This is a genomic window from Dictyoglomus sp. SSW, from assembly GCF_055181335.1.
Genome location: NZ_CM143705.1, coordinates 1,123,762 through 1,140,317 on the forward strand (window position 1 = coordinate 1,123,762; position 16,556 = coordinate 1,140,317).

Sequence of the window (16,556 nt, forward strand, 5' to 3'; positions counted from 1 at the left end):
GGAGGAAGGTAATAATGGAAGTTTTAAAGCAAAAATATATTCAAGAAGTAATTCCTGCAATGATGAAGAAGTTCGGATATAAGAATCCAATGGCTGTACCTAAAATTGAAAAGATTGTAGTAAATATTGGAGTAAGTGAAGCAGTACAAAATCCAGGAGCAATTGAAGCTGCAGCTCGAGATCTCAGCATCATTACAGGGCAAAAACCCATAGTACGAAAAGCCCGTAAATCTATAGCAAACTTTCACTTAAGGAAAGGTATGCCTATAGGATTAAAGGTAACTTTAAGAGGAGAAAGAATGTATGCCTTCTTATACAAATTGATAAATCTTGCTTTGCCAAGAGTGAGAGATTTTTCAGGTGTTTCACCTAATTCTTTTGATGGTAGAGGTAATTACTCCTTAGGTCTTAAAGAACAATTAGTTTTTCCTGAAATAGAATATGACAAGATAGATAGAATAAGAGGGATGGATATTACCATTGTGACAACAGCAGAAACAGACGAAGAAGCTAAGGAGCTTCTTTCTCTTCTTGGAATGCCATTTAAAAAATAATTTGAAAAGCGAGGGAGGAAATTGTGGCTAAGAAATCGCAAATTGTAAAATGGCTTAAACCTAAGAAGTATAAGGTCAGAGAATATAATAGGTGTAGAATATGTGGAAGACCAAGAGGATATATAAGAAAGTTTGGTCTTTGCCGTTTATGTTTTAGGGAATTAGCTTTAAAAGGCGAATTACCAGGTGTTAGGAAAGCAAGTTGGTAAGGAGGGTTGCTATGAACGTAACAGATCCTATTGCTGATATGTTAGTTAGAATTAAAAATGCAAATATGAGACGACATCCTACTGTTGATATTCCTCATTCAAGAATTAAGGAAAAGCTTGCAGAAATTTTGCTTAAGGAAGGATATATAGCAAAATATGAGGTAATAGGAGAGATCCCACAAAAATATATTAGGATTTATCTAAAATATAAGGGAAAAACTCCCGTAATTCAGGAATTGAAAAGAGTGAGTAAACCCGGTAGGAGATATTATGTTAAGAGAGAAGAAATTCCAAGGGTTCTTGGAGGTTTGGGAATTGCTATCTTATCTACCTCTAAAGGAATTATGACAGATAAAGAGGCAAGACTTTTAGGGGTCGGTGGAGAGCTTATTTGTATGGTATGGTAGAAAAGGAGGAATAAAATATGTCACGAATAGGAAGAAAACCTATACCAATACCACAAAATGTACAAGTAGAAATAAGTGATGGAAATTTGGTAAAGGTAAAAGGTCCTTTAGGAGAGCTAGAAAGAACTTTCCATCCTCTTGTATCTGTAAAGAAAGTAGATGGCCAAATAGTAGTGGAGAGAGCTAATGACGAAAAATTTACTAAAGCCTTACATGGTTTAACAAGAGCTTTAATAAATAATATGGTAATAGGAGTAACACAAGGATTTGAGAAAAGATTGGAATTGCAGGGCACAGGATATAGAGCAAGAGTACAAGGTAATAAACTTGTGTTAGAATTGGGTTTTTCTCATCCCGTAGAGCTTGATATTCCTACAGGGCTTACAGTAACAGTACAAGATAATACTAAAATAAGTGTAAAGGGTATTGATAAAGAACTAGTGGGGCAGTTTGCAGCTATAATTAGAAGAATTAGACCTGCAGATCCATATAAAGGAAAAGGTGTAAGATACGAAGGCGAAAAGATTAGACAAAAAGCTGGTAAGGCTGGTAAGAAGTAGGAGGTTTGACATTATGATTATAAAAAGATCAAGAAAGGAACTTAGAAAAGTAAGGCATTTAAGAATAAGAAAAAAGATTTATGGAACTCCTGAAAGACCGAGATTAGCTGTTTTTAAAAGCTTGAGATATATATATGCTCAGATAATTGATGATACGAAAGGTCATACTTTAGTATCGGCTTCTTCCTTGGAAAAGGAATTGAGATCACAGTTAAAATCTACTAAAAATATAGAAGCTGCAAAATTAGTTGGTGAAGTGATAGCAAAAAGAGCTTTAGAAAAGGGAATTAAAAAAGTAGTTTTTGATAGAGGTGGATTTTTATATCATGGTAAAGTCAAGGCTCTTGCTGATAGTGCAAGGGCAGCTGGCCTTGAATTCTAAAAAAGGAGGGAACTTCTTTGAAAGAGTTAGAACCTGTCTTTAAAGAAAGAGTTATAGAGATAAGAAGAGTAGCTAAAGTGGTTGCTGGTGGTAAAAATTTGCGTTTTAGAGCCTTAGTTGTAGTGGGTGATGAGCAGGGTACTGTTGGGGTAGGTATAGCAAAAGCTGCTGAAGTGCCAGATGCTATTAGAAAAGCTGTAAGAAGGGCTAAGAAGAATGCGGTGAAGATATCAATAAGCAAAGGTACCATTCCGCATGAAGTATATGGAAAATTAGGAGCATCTAAAATACTTTTAAAGCCTGCTGCACCTGGAACAGGTGTTATAGCTGGTGGAGCTGCGAGAGCAGTCTTAGAGCTTGCAGGAATTAAAAATGTTTTGGCTAAAGCTTTGGGTTCTACTACAGCCATAAACCTTGCTCAAGCTACTTTTGAAGCTCTTAAAAAACTTAGATCTATTCCTGAAGTAGCTGAAATGAGAGATAAAAAGATAAGGGAGATAATAGATGTAAAACATAAGGAGGAGAATACCCAAAATAGGGAGGGAGAAAATTGAAATTATTTGAATTAAAGCCTAAATTAGGATCTCGTAAAAAACCTAAAAGATGGGGATGTGGATATGCTGCTTCTGGTAAATATGCAGGTAGAGGTATGAGTGGTCAGAACTCAAGAACTGGAGATGGCGTACGACCTGGTTTTGAGGGTGGTCAAACCCCATTAACTAGAAGATTACCCAAAATGGATGGTATTCCAAATCCTCCCCGCAGAAAATTTACTGTAATAAATCTTTCAGTTTTAGAGGAAAAGTTTAACGCAAATGAGATTGTTGATCCTAATATACTTTTGGAGAAAAAAATAGTAAAAGAAATTGGAAATGGTGTAAAAATTCTTGGCAATGGTGAATTAACTAAACCTCTTCTTGTAAAAGCTCATGCCTTTAGTGAAAAAGCCCGACAGAAGATAGAAAGTGTGGGCGGAAAAGCTGAGGTGATTGAATAGTGTTTGATACTTTAGCTAGGGCTTTTAGAGTACCAGATTTAAGGAAAAAGATACTTTTTACTCTTTTTATTTTTGCGGTATATAGATTAGGTGCTCATATACCTGTGCCTGGAGTAGATAGGGTTGCTCTATCAAATCTTTTTAAAGGCCAAGGGGCTTTAGGATTTTTAGATTTATTTACAGGAGGAGCGCTATCAAGATTTTCTATATTTTCTATGGGTATTATACCTTTTATTAATGCTTCCATCATGATGGAACTTTTAACTGCCGTATTTCCATCATTAGCTGAGTTAAAGAAGGAAGAAGATGGAAGGAAAAAGCTCACAAGATATGCTAGAAATCTTTCAGTTTTATTAGCAGCCATTGAAGCTTTTGGATTAACTATTTTTATGCATAATTATAAAGTTATTCCAAGTCTTACCCCATTATATGTGATAAGCAGTGTAATAACATTAACAGCGGGAAGTACTTTTATAATGTGGCTTGGTGAGCAGATTTCTCAATATGGAATAGGAAATGGTGTATCCTTAATCATATTAACATCTATAGTTGCAAGATTTCCAACTGATTTGGCAAGAACTTTTGCTTTGCTAAGTAGAGGAGAAATTGGAATTTTAAATGTAATTGCCTTCTTTGCTCTTTTAATATTAATTATTATAGGTGTGGTTTGGGAAGAGAGTGCAGAGAGAAGAATTCCTGTACAATATTCTCGTAGAATTGTAGGAAGAAGAGTTTATGGGGGGCAAAGTACCTATCTTCCTTTAAAATTAAATCAAGCTGGTGTGATACCAATCATTTTTGCAATTACAATTCTTATGGTTCCACAGAGTTTTATTCCGTTTGTAAAAATTGGTTGGCTAAAGAGTATCTTGAATATTTTTTCTCCAAGTTCCATTTTCTATCCTATTATTTATTTTTTACTTGTTCTTGGATTTACTTACTTTTATTCATCCATAGTATTTGATCCTGCAGATTTAGCTGAGAATTTTAAGAAATATGGTGGATTTATTCCAGGAGTAAGACCAGGAAAACCAACAGAGGAATATTTATCGAAAACTTTAAATAGATTAAACTTTTTTGGTGGTGTATTCTTAGGATTGATTGCTTTGTTGCCTACTTTTATTGAAAGAATTACTGGTGTTACAGAATTTCAACTTGGTGGAACAAGTATATTAATTATGGTTGGTGTGATATTAGAGACTATAAAGACTCTTGAAGCTCAAATGATAATGAAAAGTTATGAGGGGTTTTTAAAATGATGAAAGCAATTATATTTTTAGGTCCTCCAGGGGCTGGAAAAGGTACACATGCGAAAGAAATTAGTTATATCTTAAACATCCCCCATATTTCTACAGGGGATATATTTAGGGAAGCGATTAAGAATCAAACTGAACTTGGAATGAGGGTTAAAGAATTTCTTGATTCTGGTAAATTGGTGCCTGATGAACTTGTGTGGGAAGTAGTGAAAGATCGTTTAGATACAGAAGATTGCAAGGATGGTTTTATATTAGATGGTTTTCCCAGGACCATTTTGCAGGCAGAATTATTAGATAAATATTTAAATGAAAGGAATGCAGATTTAAAAGTTATATATTTGGATGCAAGTGATGATTTAGTAATAAAAAGACTTTCATCAAGAAGAGTTTGCAAAAATTGTGGAGCAATATATAATATAATTTCTATGCCTCCTAAAAAGGAGGGAATATGTGATATTTGTGGAGGAGAGTTATATCAACGAAGTGATGACTATCCCGAGGTTATTAAGAAAAGATTAGAAACTTATTATAAAGAGACCCAACCTCTTATTGATTATTATAAAAACAGAGGAGTAATGTATACAATAATTGCTGAAAAAGATAGAGAAGAAGTTTTGCAGGAGATATTAAAGGTGGTAAAAGATGGTAATTGAGTTAAAAACAAAAGATGAAATAGCAATTATGAGAGAAGGAGGAAGAATATTATCAAAAATTTTTAACGGGATAGAAAGAGTCCTAAAAAGTGGAATAACAACTTATGGTTTGGCAAGAAGAGCAGAAGAATTTATGAATAACTATAATGTTAAACCAGCTTTTAAAGGTTATAGGGGTTATCCTGAGGTAATATGTGTTTCAATAAATGAAGAAATAGTGCATGGAATTCCAAGCACAAAGAAACTAATAGAAGATGGAGATATTGTAAGTGTAGATATTGGTATAGAATATAAAGGATTCTTTTTAGATGCTGCAAAAACATATGCTATAGGAGATGTTTCTCCTTTAGCTCTAAAACTTATAAGAGTTACTGAAGAGGCTCTTTGGCGAGGAATAGAGAAGGCTAAAGTTGGGGCAAAACTTTCAGATATATCATGGGCAATTCAAGAATATGTTGAGAAGAATGGATTTAATGTTATAAGAGATTTTGTTGGGCATGGTATAGGAAGGAGATTGCACGAGCCCCCAAATGTTCTTAATTATGGACCTCCAGGAATGGGACCTGTATTACAAGAGGGGTTAGTTATTGCTATAGAACCAATGGTTGTTACAGGAAGTTATGAGGTTAAAATTTTGAATAATGGTTGGACAGCTGTTACAGTAGATGGTGGACTTTCTGCTCATTTTGAACATACAGTAGCAATTACTGAAAATGGTCCTCAGGTATTGACCATAGATTAGGGAGGGCCTATGACAAAAAAGGATAGAGAAGTTATTGAAGTTGTAGGAACGGTAAAAGAGGCATTGCCAAATGCTACATTTAAGGTACAATTAGATAATGGTCTTGAAATAATGGCTTATATATCTGGAAAAATGAGGATGAATTTTATAAGAGTAATGCCAGGTGATCGAGTAAAAGTAGAGCTTTCGATATATGATCTTACTAAAGGAAGAATAACATATAGATTCGTAAATAAGGAGGGTAATAAGGATGAAGGTTAGAGCTTCGGTGAAGAAAATATGTGAAAAATGTAAGATTGTAAAGAGAGGCGGGAGAGTTTTTGTTATCTGCGAAAATCCAAGACATAAACAGAAGCAAGGATAGGAGGTGTTTTATTTAAAATGGCACGTATTGCAGGAGTAGATTTACCAAACAATAAAAAAATAGAGATTGCTCTAACATATATATATGGAATAGGAAGAACTACAAGCAAAAAGATTTTACAAGCTACTGGTGTTGATCCTAATAAGAGAGTAAAAGATTTAACTGAAGAAGAAATAAGCAAATTAAGAGAGGAAATCGAAAATAATTATAAAGTAGAAGGTGATTTAAGGCAAGAGATAGCCTCTAATATAAGGCGTCTTATAGAAATAGGATGTTATCGTGGTATTAGACATAAGAGAGGATTACCTGTAAGAGGTCAAAGAACTCGTTGTAACGCACGTACAAGAAAAGGTCCAAGAAAAACTGTAGGTGCTAAGAGAAAGGAAAAATAATTTTTAGCTTTAAATAAAACTGATAAAATTTGTTAAAACAGGAGGGAAACTAAGTAAATGGCTAAAAAGAAGAGAACAAGAGGTCCTCGTAAAGAGAAAAAGATTGTTCCTGTAGGAGTTGCGCATATAAACTCAACATTTAATAATACAATTGTTACCATTACAGATCCTGAAGGAAACGTTCTTACCTGGGGTAGTGGTGGCACAGCTGGTTTTAAAGGTACAAAGAAAGGCACTCCTTTTGCTGCTCAACTTGCAGCTGAAATGGCAGCTAAAAAGGCTATTTCAGAGTATGGAATGAAGAAAGTAGATGTATTAGTTAAAGGTCCAGGACCTGGACGGGAGACTGCTATAAGAGCCTTGCAAGCTGCAGGCCTTGAGATCTCTCTTATAAAGGATGTTACACCAATACCTCATAACGGGTGTCGTCCACCCCGTAGAAGAAGAGTGTAAAATTTAAGGGAGGAGAGAAAATGGCAAGATATACAGGACCAGATTGTCGTTTGTGTAGAAGAGAAGGAATGAAATTATTTTTAAAGGGTACAAAATGTTTTTCTGAAAAATGTCCCTTTGATAGAAGATCTTATGCTCCAGGACAGCATGGCAGAGCTCAGAGAAAACTAACAGAATATGGATTGAGATTAAGAGAAAAACAAAGAGCTAAAAGAATATATGGTGTATTAGAGAGGCAGTTTAGAAGATATTTTGAGATAGCTTCTAAAGGAAGAGGGGTTACAGGTGAACGTCTTTTACAATTATTAGAAACAAGACTTGATAATGTGGTTTACAGACTTGGATGGGCACTTTCTCGTGATCAGGCAAGACAAATAGTTTCTCATGGTAAGATTGCTGTTAATGGAAGAAGAGTAAATATACCATCTTTTAATGTAAAACCAGGAGATATAATAGAACTTTTAGATAAAGATTTACTTCCAGTTCAAGAAGCTCTTTCTGTATTGGGAGGTAGGTCTGTTCCTCCTTGGTTAGAATTGGATAAAGATAATTTTAAAGGTAGAGTTTTGAGACTTCCTGCCAGAAATGAAATAGATACACCAGTACAAGAACAACTTATTGTAGAGTTCTACTCTAGATAGTTTTTGTGGCAGGATAAGGGAGGTAGATAATTTGCTAATAGAAGAAAATGTAAGGGTTATTATTGAAAAGAAAACTGATGATTATTGTCGTTTCATAGTAGAACCCTTAGAGAGGGGTTATGGTTGGACTATTGGAAATGCTTTGAGGAGAATACTTTTATCATCTATCGAGGGTGCAGCAGTTGTTTCTGTAAAGATTGAAGGAGTGAAACATGAGTTAGAAGTGCTTCCAGGTCTTAAAGAAGAGATTCTTGAAGTATTAATGAATTTGAAAAAGATGGTAGTAAAGATAGAAGATAATAATTCCCATATACTCCATCTTGATGTTATGGGTCCAAGAGTAATAAAGGCAGGAGATTTTGTAGTACCTGCTAATGTTAAAATAATAAATCCTGATTTACAAATTGCAACCTTAGTCGATAAAGTACCATTTAGAATGGAAGTAGAAGTTAAAAAAGGAAAGGGTTATGTTACTGCTGAAGAAAATAAAGAGCCTAACCAACCTATTGGAGTTTTAGTTTTAGATTCTATTTTTTCTCCTGTAAAGAAAGTTGGTTATGAGGTAGAAAAGACGAGGGTAGGTAGAAGGACAGATTTGGATAGACTTGTTTTAGATATATGGACTAACGGATCTATAACTCCAGAAGAAGCTTTTAGAGAAGCATCGAGAATTCTTATGGAATATTTTAAACTTTTAGCAGAGAAAGACTTTCAAATTTCTTATGAAGAAGTAACTGAGGAAATTACAACTTTAGAAGAAGAGAGCAAGAAGGGATTAACTCTTGAGGATTTAGGTCTTTCAACTCGCGCATATAATTCCTTAAGACATGCTGGTATACATACTATTGAGGATTTACTTACAAAAACAAGAGAAGATCTAATGAAGATTAAAAACTTTGGTTTAAAGTCTCTCCAAGAATTGGAGGAAAAGCTTAGAGAAAGAGGCTTGAGTTTAAGGGATACTGAAAACCCTGATTTAGAGAAAGGAGAGGACTTAGAATGAGACATCGAAAGGCATATAGAAAATTAAGTAAGCCAACACCTCAAAGAAAGGCTCTCTTAAAAGCTCTTTTAATTTCTTTATTTAAAAACGGAAAGATAGTTACAACTTTACCAAGAGCAAAAGAGGTAAGTAGATTAGCTGAGAAGCTTCTTACTATAGCCAAGGATGACTCTGTGCATCATAGAAGGTTAGTTTATGCATGGTTACAAGATAGAGAACTTGTAAGAAAGGTTTTTGTAGAAATAGCTCCAAAATATAAAGATAGAAATGGTGGATATACAAGAGTATTAAAAGCTGGTTTTAGAAGAGGGGATGCAGCAGAAGAGGCGGTAATTGAACTTGTATAATGATTCAATTGAGAAATGTTTCTTATGTCTATCATGAAGGTACGATTCAGGAGAAGGTAGCTCTAAAAGATATTAATATAGAGATACCTTCTCCTTCTTTTTTAGCTGTTATTGGGGCTAATGGTTCAGGTAAGTCAACTTTTGCAAGGCTTTTGAATGGCCTTTTAATTCCTACATATGGTGACGTGATCGTTGATGGTTTAAATTCTAAAAACTTTGAAAATTTGTGGGAAATAAGAAAAAGGGTAGGATTAGTTTTTCAAAACCCGGATAATCAAATAGTAGGAATGACTGTTGAGGAAGATGTAGCTTTTGGTTGTGAAAATCTTGGTTTGCCTCCCAAGGAGATTGAAGAAAGAATTGCTTTTGCTTTAAAATCTGTCGGGATGGAAGAATATAGAAAATATCCTCCTCATCTTCTTTCTGGTGGACAAAAACAAAGAATAGCAATAGCTGGAATATTGGCCATGTTACCTAAATATATAGTTTTAGATGAACCTACAACTATGTTGGACCCAAAAGGTAGAAAAGAGATAATGGAGGTTATAAAAAAATTATATAAAGAAGAGAAAACTTCTATTATACTTATTACTCATCATATGGAAGAGGTTGTATGGGCGGATAGAATAGCAGTCTTTAATAAAGGAGAGATAGTTTTAGAAGGTTCTCCAAAGGAGATATTTATGGAAGACGAAAAGTTAGAAAAATGGGGACTTTCTGTACCATTAGTTACAAAACTCTCTAAATGTTTAGTCGAAAGAGGTTTTGAAATACCTCATCCCATTCTTACCATTGAGGAACTTTCTGTATGGCTTTGATAAGCCTTAAGAATGTACAATACATATATTTAGAAAAGACCCCCTTAGAACGAGAAGCAATTAAAGATATTTCTCTGGATATAAGGGAAGGGGAAAGTATAGGAATAATAGGGAAAACAGGATCTGGTAAATCAACTTTGATTCAGTTGATTTCAGGTCTTCTTTATCCTACTCAAGGAGAAATTTTTATAAAAGACAGAGATATTAGAAAATGGAATTCTAAAGAACTTTGTAAGATTATAGGGATTGTTTTTCAATATCCAGAACATCAGTTTTTTGCTGAGACAGTTTTTGAAGAGGTAGCATTTGGTCCAAGGAATATAGGGATATCAGATAAAAAGTTAGAAAATTGTGTAAGAGAAGCCCTTATTACAGTTGGATTGCCATATGAAGAGATTAAAGATAGATCTCCATTTAATCTCTCTGGTGGAGAAAAAAGAAGATTGGCTATTGCAAGTATTCTTGCTATGAATCCAGAGGTACTTATATTGGATGAGCCTACTGCAAACATAGATCCTAAAGGTAAGATCGAAATAATGAACTATATTAATAGGTGGATACAAAGTAAAAATAAAACCTTAATCTTGGTTTCTCATGATTTGGATGAGATAATAAAAACCGTTAAGAGGATAATAGTTTTAAAAGAAGGAAAAATTATTTTTGATGGTCCTATTGAAAAATTGTTTTTAAATTACGAAAAAGTTGAAGAAGCAGAGTTGGAGCTTCCGGAAATTCTTAAATTAAGAAAGGTATTAGAAGATAAAGGCTATCCTTTAGAAGGAGCCTTTACTGTGCATGAAATTGTAGAGAGAATTGTAGCTTTTAAGGAGCATATTTCGATATGGAAATCTTAAAGACATTTCCGTTGGGACAATACATTCCGGGAAATTCTTTACTTCATGGAATTAGTGCTAAAGCTAAGATTATAGTATCTTTTTGGTTGATAATTATTATTTTCCTTCTTAAACTGAATTTCTATTCTTATTTACTTTTCTTTCTCTTAGTTTTACTTGGAATACTGTTATCTTCTTTATCAATAAACTATTTTATTAGAAGTCTAAAACCAGTTTATTTTTTGATATTATTCACGTTTGTAATTCATTTTTTCTTTGGAGAGGAAGGTGGAAAAGTATATTTTAGATATGGAATTATTCATATTACTGACAATGGTATCAAAATGGCTTTATTTATGTCTTTAAGACTCATATACTTAGTATTGATAACTTCCCTTCTTACTCTTACCACTTCAGTATTAGAGTTAGCCCAAGCTATTGAGGATCTATTAAAGCCATTAAATTTTGTTAAATTTCCTGTACATGAATTTTCCATGATGATGACTATAGCAATAAGATTTGTTCCTACTCTTTTAGAGGAAACAGATAAGATTATTAAAGCCCAGAAGGCGAGAGGAGCGGAATTTGGAAAAGGAAATTTAATATCTCAAGCCAAAAGTTTACTGCCTATAATTATTCCTTTATTTATAAATGCCTTTAGAAGAGCAAATGAGCTGGCTGAAGCTATGGAAGCTCGTTGTTATAGAGGAGCAAAGGGAAGAACAAGATATAGAATATCTCATTGGACTATAAAGGATTTAGTATTCTTGACTATTGGTATTTTATATCCAATTTTATTGCTGGTATTTTTTAGTTGATATGCCAAACTGGAAATTGGAGATATCTTATTTAGGAAGAGATTTTTATGGCTTTCAAAGATTAAAAGGTAAAAGAACAGTTCAAGGGGAGATGGAGAAAATATTGAGTTATATATTTAATGAGGAAATAAAAATTGTTGGAGCTGGAAGAACTGATGCTGGTGTCCATGCATTGGGACAGGTAATTAGTTTTAAATCTCAAAGAGAATGGGAGGAAGAAAAAATTAAATCTGTTTTGAATAAGTTACTTCCTACGGACATTGTAGTGAAAAAGGTTGAAAAGGTTGAAGACAATTTCCATGCAAGGTTTTCTGCTAAAAGAAGGTGGTATATGTATTTCATATATAATCATTCAGAGAAAAATATTTTTTTAAATGACTTTTCTTGGTGGATAAAAGGGCCTCTTGATAGGAATCTACTAATGAGAGCAGCATTTATTATAAAAGGTAAACATGATTTTGTGAATTTTGCAGTTAAAGAATCAGAAAAAAATACTATTATTGAAATTTTTGAATCATTTTGGTGTTTTAAAAAAAACTATCTTTTTTATTTCATATGTGCCCCCTACTTTCTAAGAAAAATGGTAAGGTTTTTGGTAGGTAGTATGGTAGAGATATCCTTAGGTAGAAAAAGTTTAGAGGATTTTGAGAGTTATTTAATAGAGGAATATAAAGATAGATTTTCAGCTCCTGCTCCCTCTAATGGTTTATATTTATATAAAATAGATTATTGACATATTTTACAAATTTATATTAAAATGCAACGGGAAAGGAGGAATATTTAAAAATGAAAACTTTTATGGCAAAAAAAGAAGAGGTAAAAAGAGAATGGTATGTGGTTGATGCTAAAGGAAAAGTTCTTGGAAGGCTTGCTTCAGAGATAGCTAAAATATTAAGGGGTAAGCATAAACCTATTTTTACACCTCATGTGGATACAGGGGATTTTGTGATTGTGATTAATGCTAAGGATGTAGTTCTTACAGGAGAAAAAGAAAATCAAAAAATCTATTTCTTTCATTCAGGATATCCAGGAGGGCATAGATTAATTCCTGCTAAGGAATTAAAAGCTAAGAAGCCAGAGATGTTAATATATCTGGCTGTTAAGGGAATGTTACCTAAGGGTCCATTAGGAAGAAAAATGTTAAAGAAATTAAAGATTTATCCTGGACCTGATCATCCACATCAAGCACAAAAGCCAAAAGAACTGAATATATAAAACGGGAGGGATAAATGTTGGAGTTTGCAAATCAGGAAGTAAAAGTAATTCATGAGGTAGGTGGCAGAAAGACAGCAAGAGCAAAGGTTTGGCTTAGATTTCCAGGAGAAGGTAAAATAATAGTTAATGATAAACCAATGGAAGAGTATTTTGGAGGGAGAATTTTTTTCCATAAAGTGGTACAAAAGCCTTTGGAACTTACTGGTATGAAAGATCAAGTGGATGTTTTAGCTCAAACGATTGGTGGAGGAGTTAGTGCTCAAGCTCAAGCTCTTGCTCATGGAATATCTAAGGCTCTTGTTGCCTTAAAAGCTGATTGGAGAACTCTTCTTAAGAAAGAGGGACTTTTAAAGAGAGATCCAAGAGAAAAAGAAAGAAAAAAGTATGGTTTAAAGAGAGCACGAAGAGCACCTCAATACTCAAAACGTTAATGTGGAAGAATTTATATGGATATTGGTTATCATATAGTCTCTTTGGCAAGGAAAGCTATTGAGACATACCTCAGGGAGGGGAGAGTAATTTCTCCTCCCTCGGATTTACCTCATGAACTTCTTAGAAGGAGATCAGGTGTATTTGTGTCTTTACATAAAAGACAAAATGGAGAGCTTAGAGGATGCATTGGTACTATTTTACCTACTACTCCCAATATAGCTGAGGAAATTATAAGGAATGCTATAAGTGCAGCTACTGAAGATCCTCGATTTCCTCCTGTGTCCTTAGATGAGTTAGATAATATAGAAATTTCTGTAGATATTCTTTCCCCTTTGGAAGAAGTTCAAAATATTACAGAACTTGATCCCAAAAGATATGGTATTGTAGTTCAGAAAGGATGGAGAAAAGGGGTATTACTTCCTGATTTAGAAGGTGTGGATACAGTGGAAGAACAGCTAAATATCGCTCTTGCTAAGGCTGGAATATATCCCGATGAGGATTTTAAAATATATAGGTTTTCTGTTCAAAGATTTAAGGAATGATTAATGAGAGAGGCTCTATTTTACCAAAAATTAGATCAAAAGAAAGTTCACTGTCTTTTATGTCCTCATAAATGTATAATTTATCCTAATAAAAGAGGAATATGTGGTGTTAGAGAAAATAGAGAAGGTACTCTTGTAACTCTTATATACGGAAAAGTAAGTTCTATTGCTTTAGATCCTATTGAAAAAAAACCTCTATACCATTTTTATCCAGGAAATTCGATTCTTTCTGTGGGCACAGCAGGTTGTAATTTTCAGTGTCCTTTTTGCCAAAACTGGAGTATTTCTCAAGTTTTACCAGAGGAAATTTACTTAGAAGAGATTTCTCCAGAAACTCTTGTTAATATTGCTTTGAAAAATAAATCCATAGGAATAGCTTATACATATAATGAGCCTTTTATATGGTACGAATTTGTTTTTGACGTTTCTAAACTCGCGAGAGAATATAACTTAAAAAATGTTTTTGTGACTAATGGATTTGTTGAGGAAGAACCTTTTTTAGAGATTGCTCCATTCATAGATGCTATGAATATAGATATTAAGTCAATTAATCCTGATTTTTATCGAAAACTTTGTAAAGGAGACTTAGAAAAGGTAAAAAGAATTATACTTTTGGCTTTTGAAAAAGAGATTCACATTGAGTTAACAAATTTAATTATAACAAATTATAATGATAAGAAGGAAGAAATAATCGGATTAATTGAATGGGTAGCGGAAATTAGTAAGGATATTCCTTTACATTTTACTAGATATTTTCCAGCATATAAATTTATAGAGCCTCCCACTCCTCTTGAAATAATTAATTTTGCATATGAAGAAGGAAGAAAAAGATTAAATTATGTATATACTGGAAATGTAAGGGATGTTAGGGGTAGTACTACATATTGTCCTTCTTGTGGTAGTGAATTAATTGTAAGAGAAGGATATTTTATAAGAAAAAATCTTTTACGACACAATAATAAATGTCCTTATTGTGGTTATGGACTTCCTATATATGTAGGGGGTAATTTGTCATGAAATTTTTTAAAAATAAAAGAATAAGAAATTTTTTAATTTTTTCATTTCTTTTATTATGTTTTATTGGTTATAGTTATTACGATTGGTTAAAAGACTCTCCATGGAGAGAGAAATGGAGAAATATAGAAAAATATATAGGGAAAGAAATAACCCTAAAAGGTGAGGCTACAAACCCTTATGGTATATGGGGAAGTATATATTCTGCCTATTCTCTTACTTTTGAAAACTTTCAGATTACTGTATTAAGTACTACTGGAATTCCTGCTGAAGGTGAAAAATTAATTGTAACTGGTGAGGTAAGAAAGAATTTTGAAGTGGTTGGTTTTTGGCAAGGTAAAGAGGTAAATGAAAAATATGATATTGTTATTTTGGAAAAGGAGAGGAGTGAAATTAAGTGAGAGAACTTTTTGGTACTGATGGCATTAGAGGTATTGTTAATAAAGCTTTAACTCCTGAGCTCGCGTATAAATTAGCTAGAGCTCTTTTAGGTTATTTTGAGAATTCTCGAGGCAAGAAGGTTATTATTGCTCAAGACACGAGAAGATCTTGTGATATGATAAAAAGTGCTTTGTCAGCAGGACTTACTTCAGGTGGTATAGATGTATTAGATGCTGGAATATTGCCAACATCATCTGTATCTTATTTAGTTAAAACTAATCCAGATATTTTATTGGGTATTGTAATTTCAGCCTCCCATAATCCTGTTAAATATAACGGTATAAAAATTTTTGCTAATGATGGATTTAAGTTACCTGATGAAGTAGAGGAAAAGATTGAAGAATACATGAAAGGAACTGATAATTATTACAGGGCAGACCCTTATGAAATAGGAAGAATATTTCAATTTAATGAAGGAAAAGAAATATATAAAAATTATCTTAAACAAGTAGTGAATGAAGACTTCACTGGTTTTAAAATTATGTTGGATTGTGCTAATGGATCTGCATCTAATGTGGCACCTGAAATTTATAGAGAATTAGGGGCAGAAGTGTATGCTTATAATATTGAATATAATGGTCTTAATATAAATGAAAATTGTGGGGCAGTATATCCAGAGATAGGTAAAGCTCTTTTTATAGAAAGTAAGGCTGATATAGGATTTACATATGATGGAGATGCGGATAGAGTTATAGTATTCTTTAAAGATCAAATTATCGATGGAGATAAAATTTTGGGTATTCTTGCAGAATATTTTAAAAGGCAAGGAATCCTAAGAAATAACAAAGTAGTTGGTACAATTATGACCAATTATGGGCTTGAGATGTATTTAGATAAAAAAGGTATAAAACTTATTAGGGCAAATGTTGGTGATAGGTATGTACTTGAGACTATACTAAAACATGATTTAAATTTAGGTGGAGAAACTTCTGGCCATATAATTCTTTTTGATTATTTACCTACAGGAGATGGAATTCTCACATCTCTTTTTTTAGTAAAAATTTTTAAGCATATGAAAGATGATTTTGTAAGAATGTTGGAAGAAATAAAACTTTTATCTCAAGTACATGATAAGATAAATATAAGTGGAATAAAACTTACAGAAGATGATGAGAAAAGAATAATGGATATTGCTAAGGAGGTGATAAAGGATAATAGTATAAGAATTATTATAAGAAGATCTGGCACAGAACCAGTTTTAAGAATCACATTAGAAGGAGATGTCCCTAAAAAGGAATTAGATTGTTTTCTAAAAGATATTAAAGAGAAAATTTTAAGTTATTTGAGTATCTAAGCGCCAGGACTTGCCTTTTAGGCAAGTTGACGAGGTGGAGGTTAATCGAGGTTTTCGGCGGATGCCTCCAGGCAGTAGCTACCTGCCTTAAGGGGACTCACAAAACTGGTGGGTGACTACCAGGACAAAAGGTCCCTAAGTAGCTATAGGGACATTCTCCTTCTCCCAGAAAAATTTAAGGAGGAGGAG

Annotated in this window: 27 protein-coding genes; all 27 read left to right on the top strand. The window is 33.3% G+C overall.

Features of this window, described 5'->3' with window-relative positions:
- The first annotated feature begins 14 nt into the window (after positions 1–14).
- From rplE to ACY3JM_RS05455, 27 genes are read left to right on the top strand one after another with little or no spacing between them, the layout of a single operon-like run.
- A complete protein-coding gene (gene rplE / locus ACY3JM_RS05325; protein ID WP_463082231.1) occupies positions 15–554 on the top strand; it encodes a 50S ribosomal protein L5 in 540 nt (179 codons plus the stop codon).
- 23 nt (positions 555–577) lie between these two features.
- A complete protein-coding gene (locus ACY3JM_RS05330) occupies positions 578–763 on the top strand; it encodes a type Z 30S ribosomal protein S14 (RefSeq protein ID WP_012548533.1) in 186 nt (61 codons plus the stop codon).
- Between the two features lie 11 nt (positions 764–774).
- Entirely contained in the window at positions 775–1,170 is a 396-nt protein-coding gene (gene rpsH, locus ACY3JM_RS05335) for a 30S ribosomal protein S8 (RefSeq protein WP_463082230.1), read from the top strand.
- 17 nt (positions 1,171–1,187) lie between these two features.
- Entirely contained in the window at positions 1,188–1,730 is a 543-nt protein-coding gene (gene rplF, locus ACY3JM_RS05340) for a 50S ribosomal protein L6 (protein ID WP_463082229.1), read from the top strand.
- Positions 1,731–1,743: 13 nt separating this feature from the next.
- Positions 1,744–2,112, top strand: a complete 369-nt coding sequence (rplR, locus tag ACY3JM_RS05345) for a 50S ribosomal protein L18 (protein WP_463082228.1) — start codon at positions 1,744–1,746, stop codon at positions 2,110–2,112.
- 17 nt (positions 2,113–2,129) lie between these two features.
- The gene (rpsE, locus tag ACY3JM_RS05350) at positions 2,130–2,666 is read left to right on the top strand and encodes a 30S ribosomal protein S5 (protein ID WP_463082227.1); all 537 of its coding nucleotides are present in this window, start codon (positions 2,130–2,132) and stop codon (positions 2,664–2,666) included.
- On the top strand, positions 2,663–3,109 hold the full coding sequence (gene rplO, locus ACY3JM_RS05355) for a 50S ribosomal protein L15 (RefSeq protein WP_463082226.1): 447 nt from the start codon (positions 2,663–2,665) through the stop codon (positions 3,107–3,109). The genes rpsE and rplO overlap by 4 nt, the downstream gene beginning before the upstream one ends.
- Entirely contained in the window at positions 3,109–4,368 is a 1,260-nt protein-coding gene (secY, locus tag ACY3JM_RS05360) for a preprotein translocase subunit SecY (RefSeq protein WP_463082225.1), read from the top strand. The genes rplO and secY overlap by 1 nt, the downstream gene beginning before the upstream one ends.
- Entirely contained in the window at positions 4,365–5,018 is a 654-nt protein-coding gene (locus ACY3JM_RS05365) for an adenylate kinase (protein WP_463082224.1), read from the top strand. Before secY ends, ACY3JM_RS05365 begins: the two co-directional genes overlap by 4 nt.
- On the top strand, positions 5,008–5,760 hold the full coding sequence (map, locus tag ACY3JM_RS05370; protein WP_463082223.1) for a type I methionyl aminopeptidase: 753 nt from the start codon (positions 5,008–5,010) through the stop codon (positions 5,758–5,760). Before ACY3JM_RS05365 ends, map begins: the two co-directional genes overlap by 11 nt.
- A 9-nt stretch (positions 5,761–5,769) precedes the next feature.
- On the top strand, positions 5,770–6,021 hold the full coding sequence (gene infA / locus ACY3JM_RS05375) for a translation initiation factor IF-1 (protein ID WP_463082222.1): 252 nt from the start codon (positions 5,770–5,772) through the stop codon (positions 6,019–6,021).
- Positions 6,011–6,124 carry a 50S ribosomal protein L36 gene (rpmJ, locus tag ACY3JM_RS05380; protein ID WP_463082221.1) on the top strand — a complete coding sequence of 38 codons (114 nt, stop codon included), beginning with the start codon at positions 6,011–6,013 and terminating at the stop codon, positions 6,122–6,124. Before infA ends, rpmJ begins: the two co-directional genes overlap by 11 nt.
- 17 nt (positions 6,125–6,141) lie before the next feature.
- Positions 6,142–6,516, top strand: coding sequence for a 30S ribosomal protein S13 (gene rpsM / locus ACY3JM_RS05385; RefSeq protein WP_463082220.1), 375 nt, complete (start codon positions 6,142–6,144; stop codon positions 6,514–6,516).
- Between the two features lie 57 nt (positions 6,517–6,573).
- The gene (gene rpsK / locus ACY3JM_RS05390; RefSeq protein WP_463082219.1) at positions 6,574–6,969 is read left to right on the top strand and encodes a 30S ribosomal protein S11; all 396 of its coding nucleotides are present in this window, start codon (positions 6,574–6,576) and stop codon (positions 6,967–6,969) included.
- A 20-nt stretch (positions 6,970–6,989) separates the two neighbouring features.
- Positions 6,990–7,610 carry a 30S ribosomal protein S4 gene (rpsD, locus tag ACY3JM_RS05395; protein WP_463082218.1) on the top strand — a complete coding sequence of 207 codons (621 nt, stop codon included), beginning with the start codon at positions 6,990–6,992 and terminating at the stop codon, positions 7,608–7,610.
- 31 nt (positions 7,611–7,641) lie between these two features.
- Positions 7,642–8,613, top strand: coding sequence for a DNA-directed RNA polymerase subunit alpha (locus ACY3JM_RS05400; RefSeq protein WP_463082217.1), 972 nt, complete (start codon positions 7,642–7,644; stop codon positions 8,611–8,613).
- Positions 8,610–8,960 (top strand): 50S ribosomal protein L17, encoded by a 351-nt coding sequence (rplQ, locus tag ACY3JM_RS05405; RefSeq protein ID WP_463082216.1) that lies wholly within the window; start codon positions 8,610–8,612, stop codon positions 8,958–8,960. Before ACY3JM_RS05400 ends, rplQ begins: the two co-directional genes overlap by 4 nt.
- Positions 8,960–9,778, top strand: a complete 819-nt coding sequence (locus ACY3JM_RS05410; RefSeq protein WP_463111114.1) for an energy-coupling factor transporter ATPase — start codon at positions 8,960–8,962, stop codon at positions 9,776–9,778. The genes rplQ and ACY3JM_RS05410 overlap by 1 nt, the downstream gene beginning before the upstream one ends.
- On the top strand, positions 9,769–10,632 hold the full coding sequence (locus ACY3JM_RS05415; RefSeq protein ID WP_463082214.1) for an energy-coupling factor transporter ATPase: 864 nt from the start codon (positions 9,769–9,771) through the stop codon (positions 10,630–10,632). Before ACY3JM_RS05410 ends, ACY3JM_RS05415 begins: the two co-directional genes overlap by 10 nt.
- Positions 10,620–11,429 carry an energy-coupling factor transporter transmembrane component T family protein gene (locus tag ACY3JM_RS05420; RefSeq protein ID WP_463082213.1) on the top strand — a complete coding sequence of 270 codons (810 nt, stop codon included), beginning with the start codon at positions 10,620–10,622 and terminating at the stop codon, positions 11,427–11,429. The genes ACY3JM_RS05415 and ACY3JM_RS05420 overlap by 13 nt, the downstream gene beginning before the upstream one ends.
- Before the next feature lies 1 nt (position 11,430).
- Complete coding sequence (gene truA, locus ACY3JM_RS05425) at positions 11,431–12,162, top strand: tRNA pseudouridine(38-40) synthase TruA (protein ID WP_463082212.1); 732 nt, start codon at positions 11,431–11,433, stop codon at positions 12,160–12,162.
- A 53-nt stretch (positions 12,163–12,215) separates the two neighbouring features.
- On the top strand, positions 12,216–12,644 hold the full coding sequence (gene rplM, locus ACY3JM_RS05430) for a 50S ribosomal protein L13 (RefSeq protein ID WP_463082211.1): 429 nt from the start codon (positions 12,216–12,218) through the stop codon (positions 12,642–12,644).
- A 14-nt stretch (positions 12,645–12,658) separates the two neighbouring features.
- The gene (gene rpsI, locus ACY3JM_RS05435; protein ID WP_463082210.1) at positions 12,659–13,075 is read left to right on the top strand and encodes a 30S ribosomal protein S9; all 417 of its coding nucleotides are present in this window, start codon (positions 12,659–12,661) and stop codon (positions 13,073–13,075) included.
- 15 nt (positions 13,076–13,090) lie between these two features.
- On the top strand, positions 13,091–13,618 hold the full coding sequence (amrA, locus tag ACY3JM_RS05440; protein ID WP_463082209.1) for an AmmeMemoRadiSam system protein A: 528 nt from the start codon (positions 13,091–13,093) through the stop codon (positions 13,616–13,618).
- A gap of 3 nt (positions 13,619–13,621) precedes the next feature.
- A complete protein-coding gene (gene amrS, locus ACY3JM_RS05445) occupies positions 13,622–14,635 on the top strand; it encodes an AmmeMemoRadiSam system radical SAM enzyme (RefSeq protein WP_463082208.1) in 1,014 nt (337 codons plus the stop codon).
- A complete protein-coding gene (locus ACY3JM_RS05450) occupies positions 14,632–15,033 on the top strand; it encodes a hypothetical protein (protein ID WP_463082207.1) in 402 nt (133 codons plus the stop codon). The genes amrS and ACY3JM_RS05450 overlap by 4 nt, the downstream gene beginning before the upstream one ends.
- Positions 15,030–16,367 (top strand): phosphohexomutase domain-containing protein, encoded by a 1,338-nt coding sequence (locus ACY3JM_RS05455; protein WP_463082206.1) that lies wholly within the window; start codon positions 15,030–15,032, stop codon positions 16,365–16,367. Before ACY3JM_RS05450 ends, ACY3JM_RS05455 begins: the two co-directional genes overlap by 4 nt.
- The last annotated feature ends 189 nt before the right edge of the window (positions 16,368–16,556 follow it).

Coding starts and splice junctions, on each gene's coding strand:
- rplE (WP_463082231.1), top strand. CDS start 15: ATGGAAGTTTTAAAGCAAAAATATATTCAAGAAGTAATTCCTGCAATG.
- rpsH (WP_463082230.1), top strand. CDS start 775: ATGAACGTAACAGATCCTATTGCTGATATGTTAGTTAGAATTAAAAAT.
- rplF (WP_463082229.1), top strand. CDS start 1,188: ATGTCACGAATAGGAAGAAAACCTATACCAATACCACAAAATGTACAA.
- rplR (WP_463082228.1), top strand. CDS start 1,744: ATGATTATAAAAAGATCAAGAAAGGAACTTAGAAAAGTAAGGCATTTA.
- ACY3JM_RS05365 (WP_463082224.1), top strand. CDS start 4,365: ATGATGAAAGCAATTATATTTTTAGGTCCTCCAGGGGCTGGAAAAGGT.
- map (WP_463082223.1), top strand. CDS start 5,008: ATGGTAATTGAGTTAAAAACAAAAGATGAAATAGCAATTATGAGAGAA.
- infA (WP_463082222.1), top strand. CDS start 5,770: ATGACAAAAAAGGATAGAGAAGTTATTGAAGTTGTAGGAACGGTAAAA.
- rpmJ (WP_463082221.1), top strand. CDS start 6,011: ATGAAGGTTAGAGCTTCGGTGAAGAAAATATGTGAAAAATGTAAGATT.
- rpsM (WP_463082220.1), top strand. CDS start 6,142: ATGGCACGTATTGCAGGAGTAGATTTACCAAACAATAAAAAAATAGAG.
- rpsK (WP_463082219.1), top strand. CDS start 6,574: ATGGCTAAAAAGAAGAGAACAAGAGGTCCTCGTAAAGAGAAAAAGATT.
- rpsD (WP_463082218.1), top strand. CDS start 6,990: ATGGCAAGATATACAGGACCAGATTGTCGTTTGTGTAGAAGAGAAGGA.
- rplQ (WP_463082216.1), top strand. CDS start 8,610: ATGAGACATCGAAAGGCATATAGAAAATTAAGTAAGCCAACACCTCAA.
- ACY3JM_RS05410 (WP_463111114.1), top strand. CDS start 8,960: ATGATTCAATTGAGAAATGTTTCTTATGTCTATCATGAAGGTACGATT.
- ACY3JM_RS05415 (WP_463082214.1), top strand. CDS start 9,769: ATGGCTTTGATAAGCCTTAAGAATGTACAATACATATATTTAGAAAAG.
- ACY3JM_RS05420 (WP_463082213.1), top strand. CDS start 10,620: ATGGAAATCTTAAAGACATTTCCGTTGGGACAATACATTCCGGGAAAT.
- truA (WP_463082212.1), top strand. CDS start 11,431: ATGCCAAACTGGAAATTGGAGATATCTTATTTAGGAAGAGATTTTTAT.
- rplM (WP_463082211.1), top strand. CDS start 12,216: ATGAAAACTTTTATGGCAAAAAAAGAAGAGGTAAAAAGAGAATGGTAT.
- rpsI (WP_463082210.1), top strand. CDS start 12,659: ATGTTGGAGTTTGCAAATCAGGAAGTAAAAGTAATTCATGAGGTAGGT.
- amrA (WP_463082209.1), top strand. CDS start 13,091: ATGGATATTGGTTATCATATAGTCTCTTTGGCAAGGAAAGCTATTGAG.
- amrS (WP_463082208.1), top strand. CDS start 13,622: ATGAGAGAGGCTCTATTTTACCAAAAATTAGATCAAAAGAAAGTTCAC.
- ACY3JM_RS05450 (WP_463082207.1), top strand. CDS start 14,632: ATGAAATTTTTTAAAAATAAAAGAATAAGAAATTTTTTAATTTTTTCA.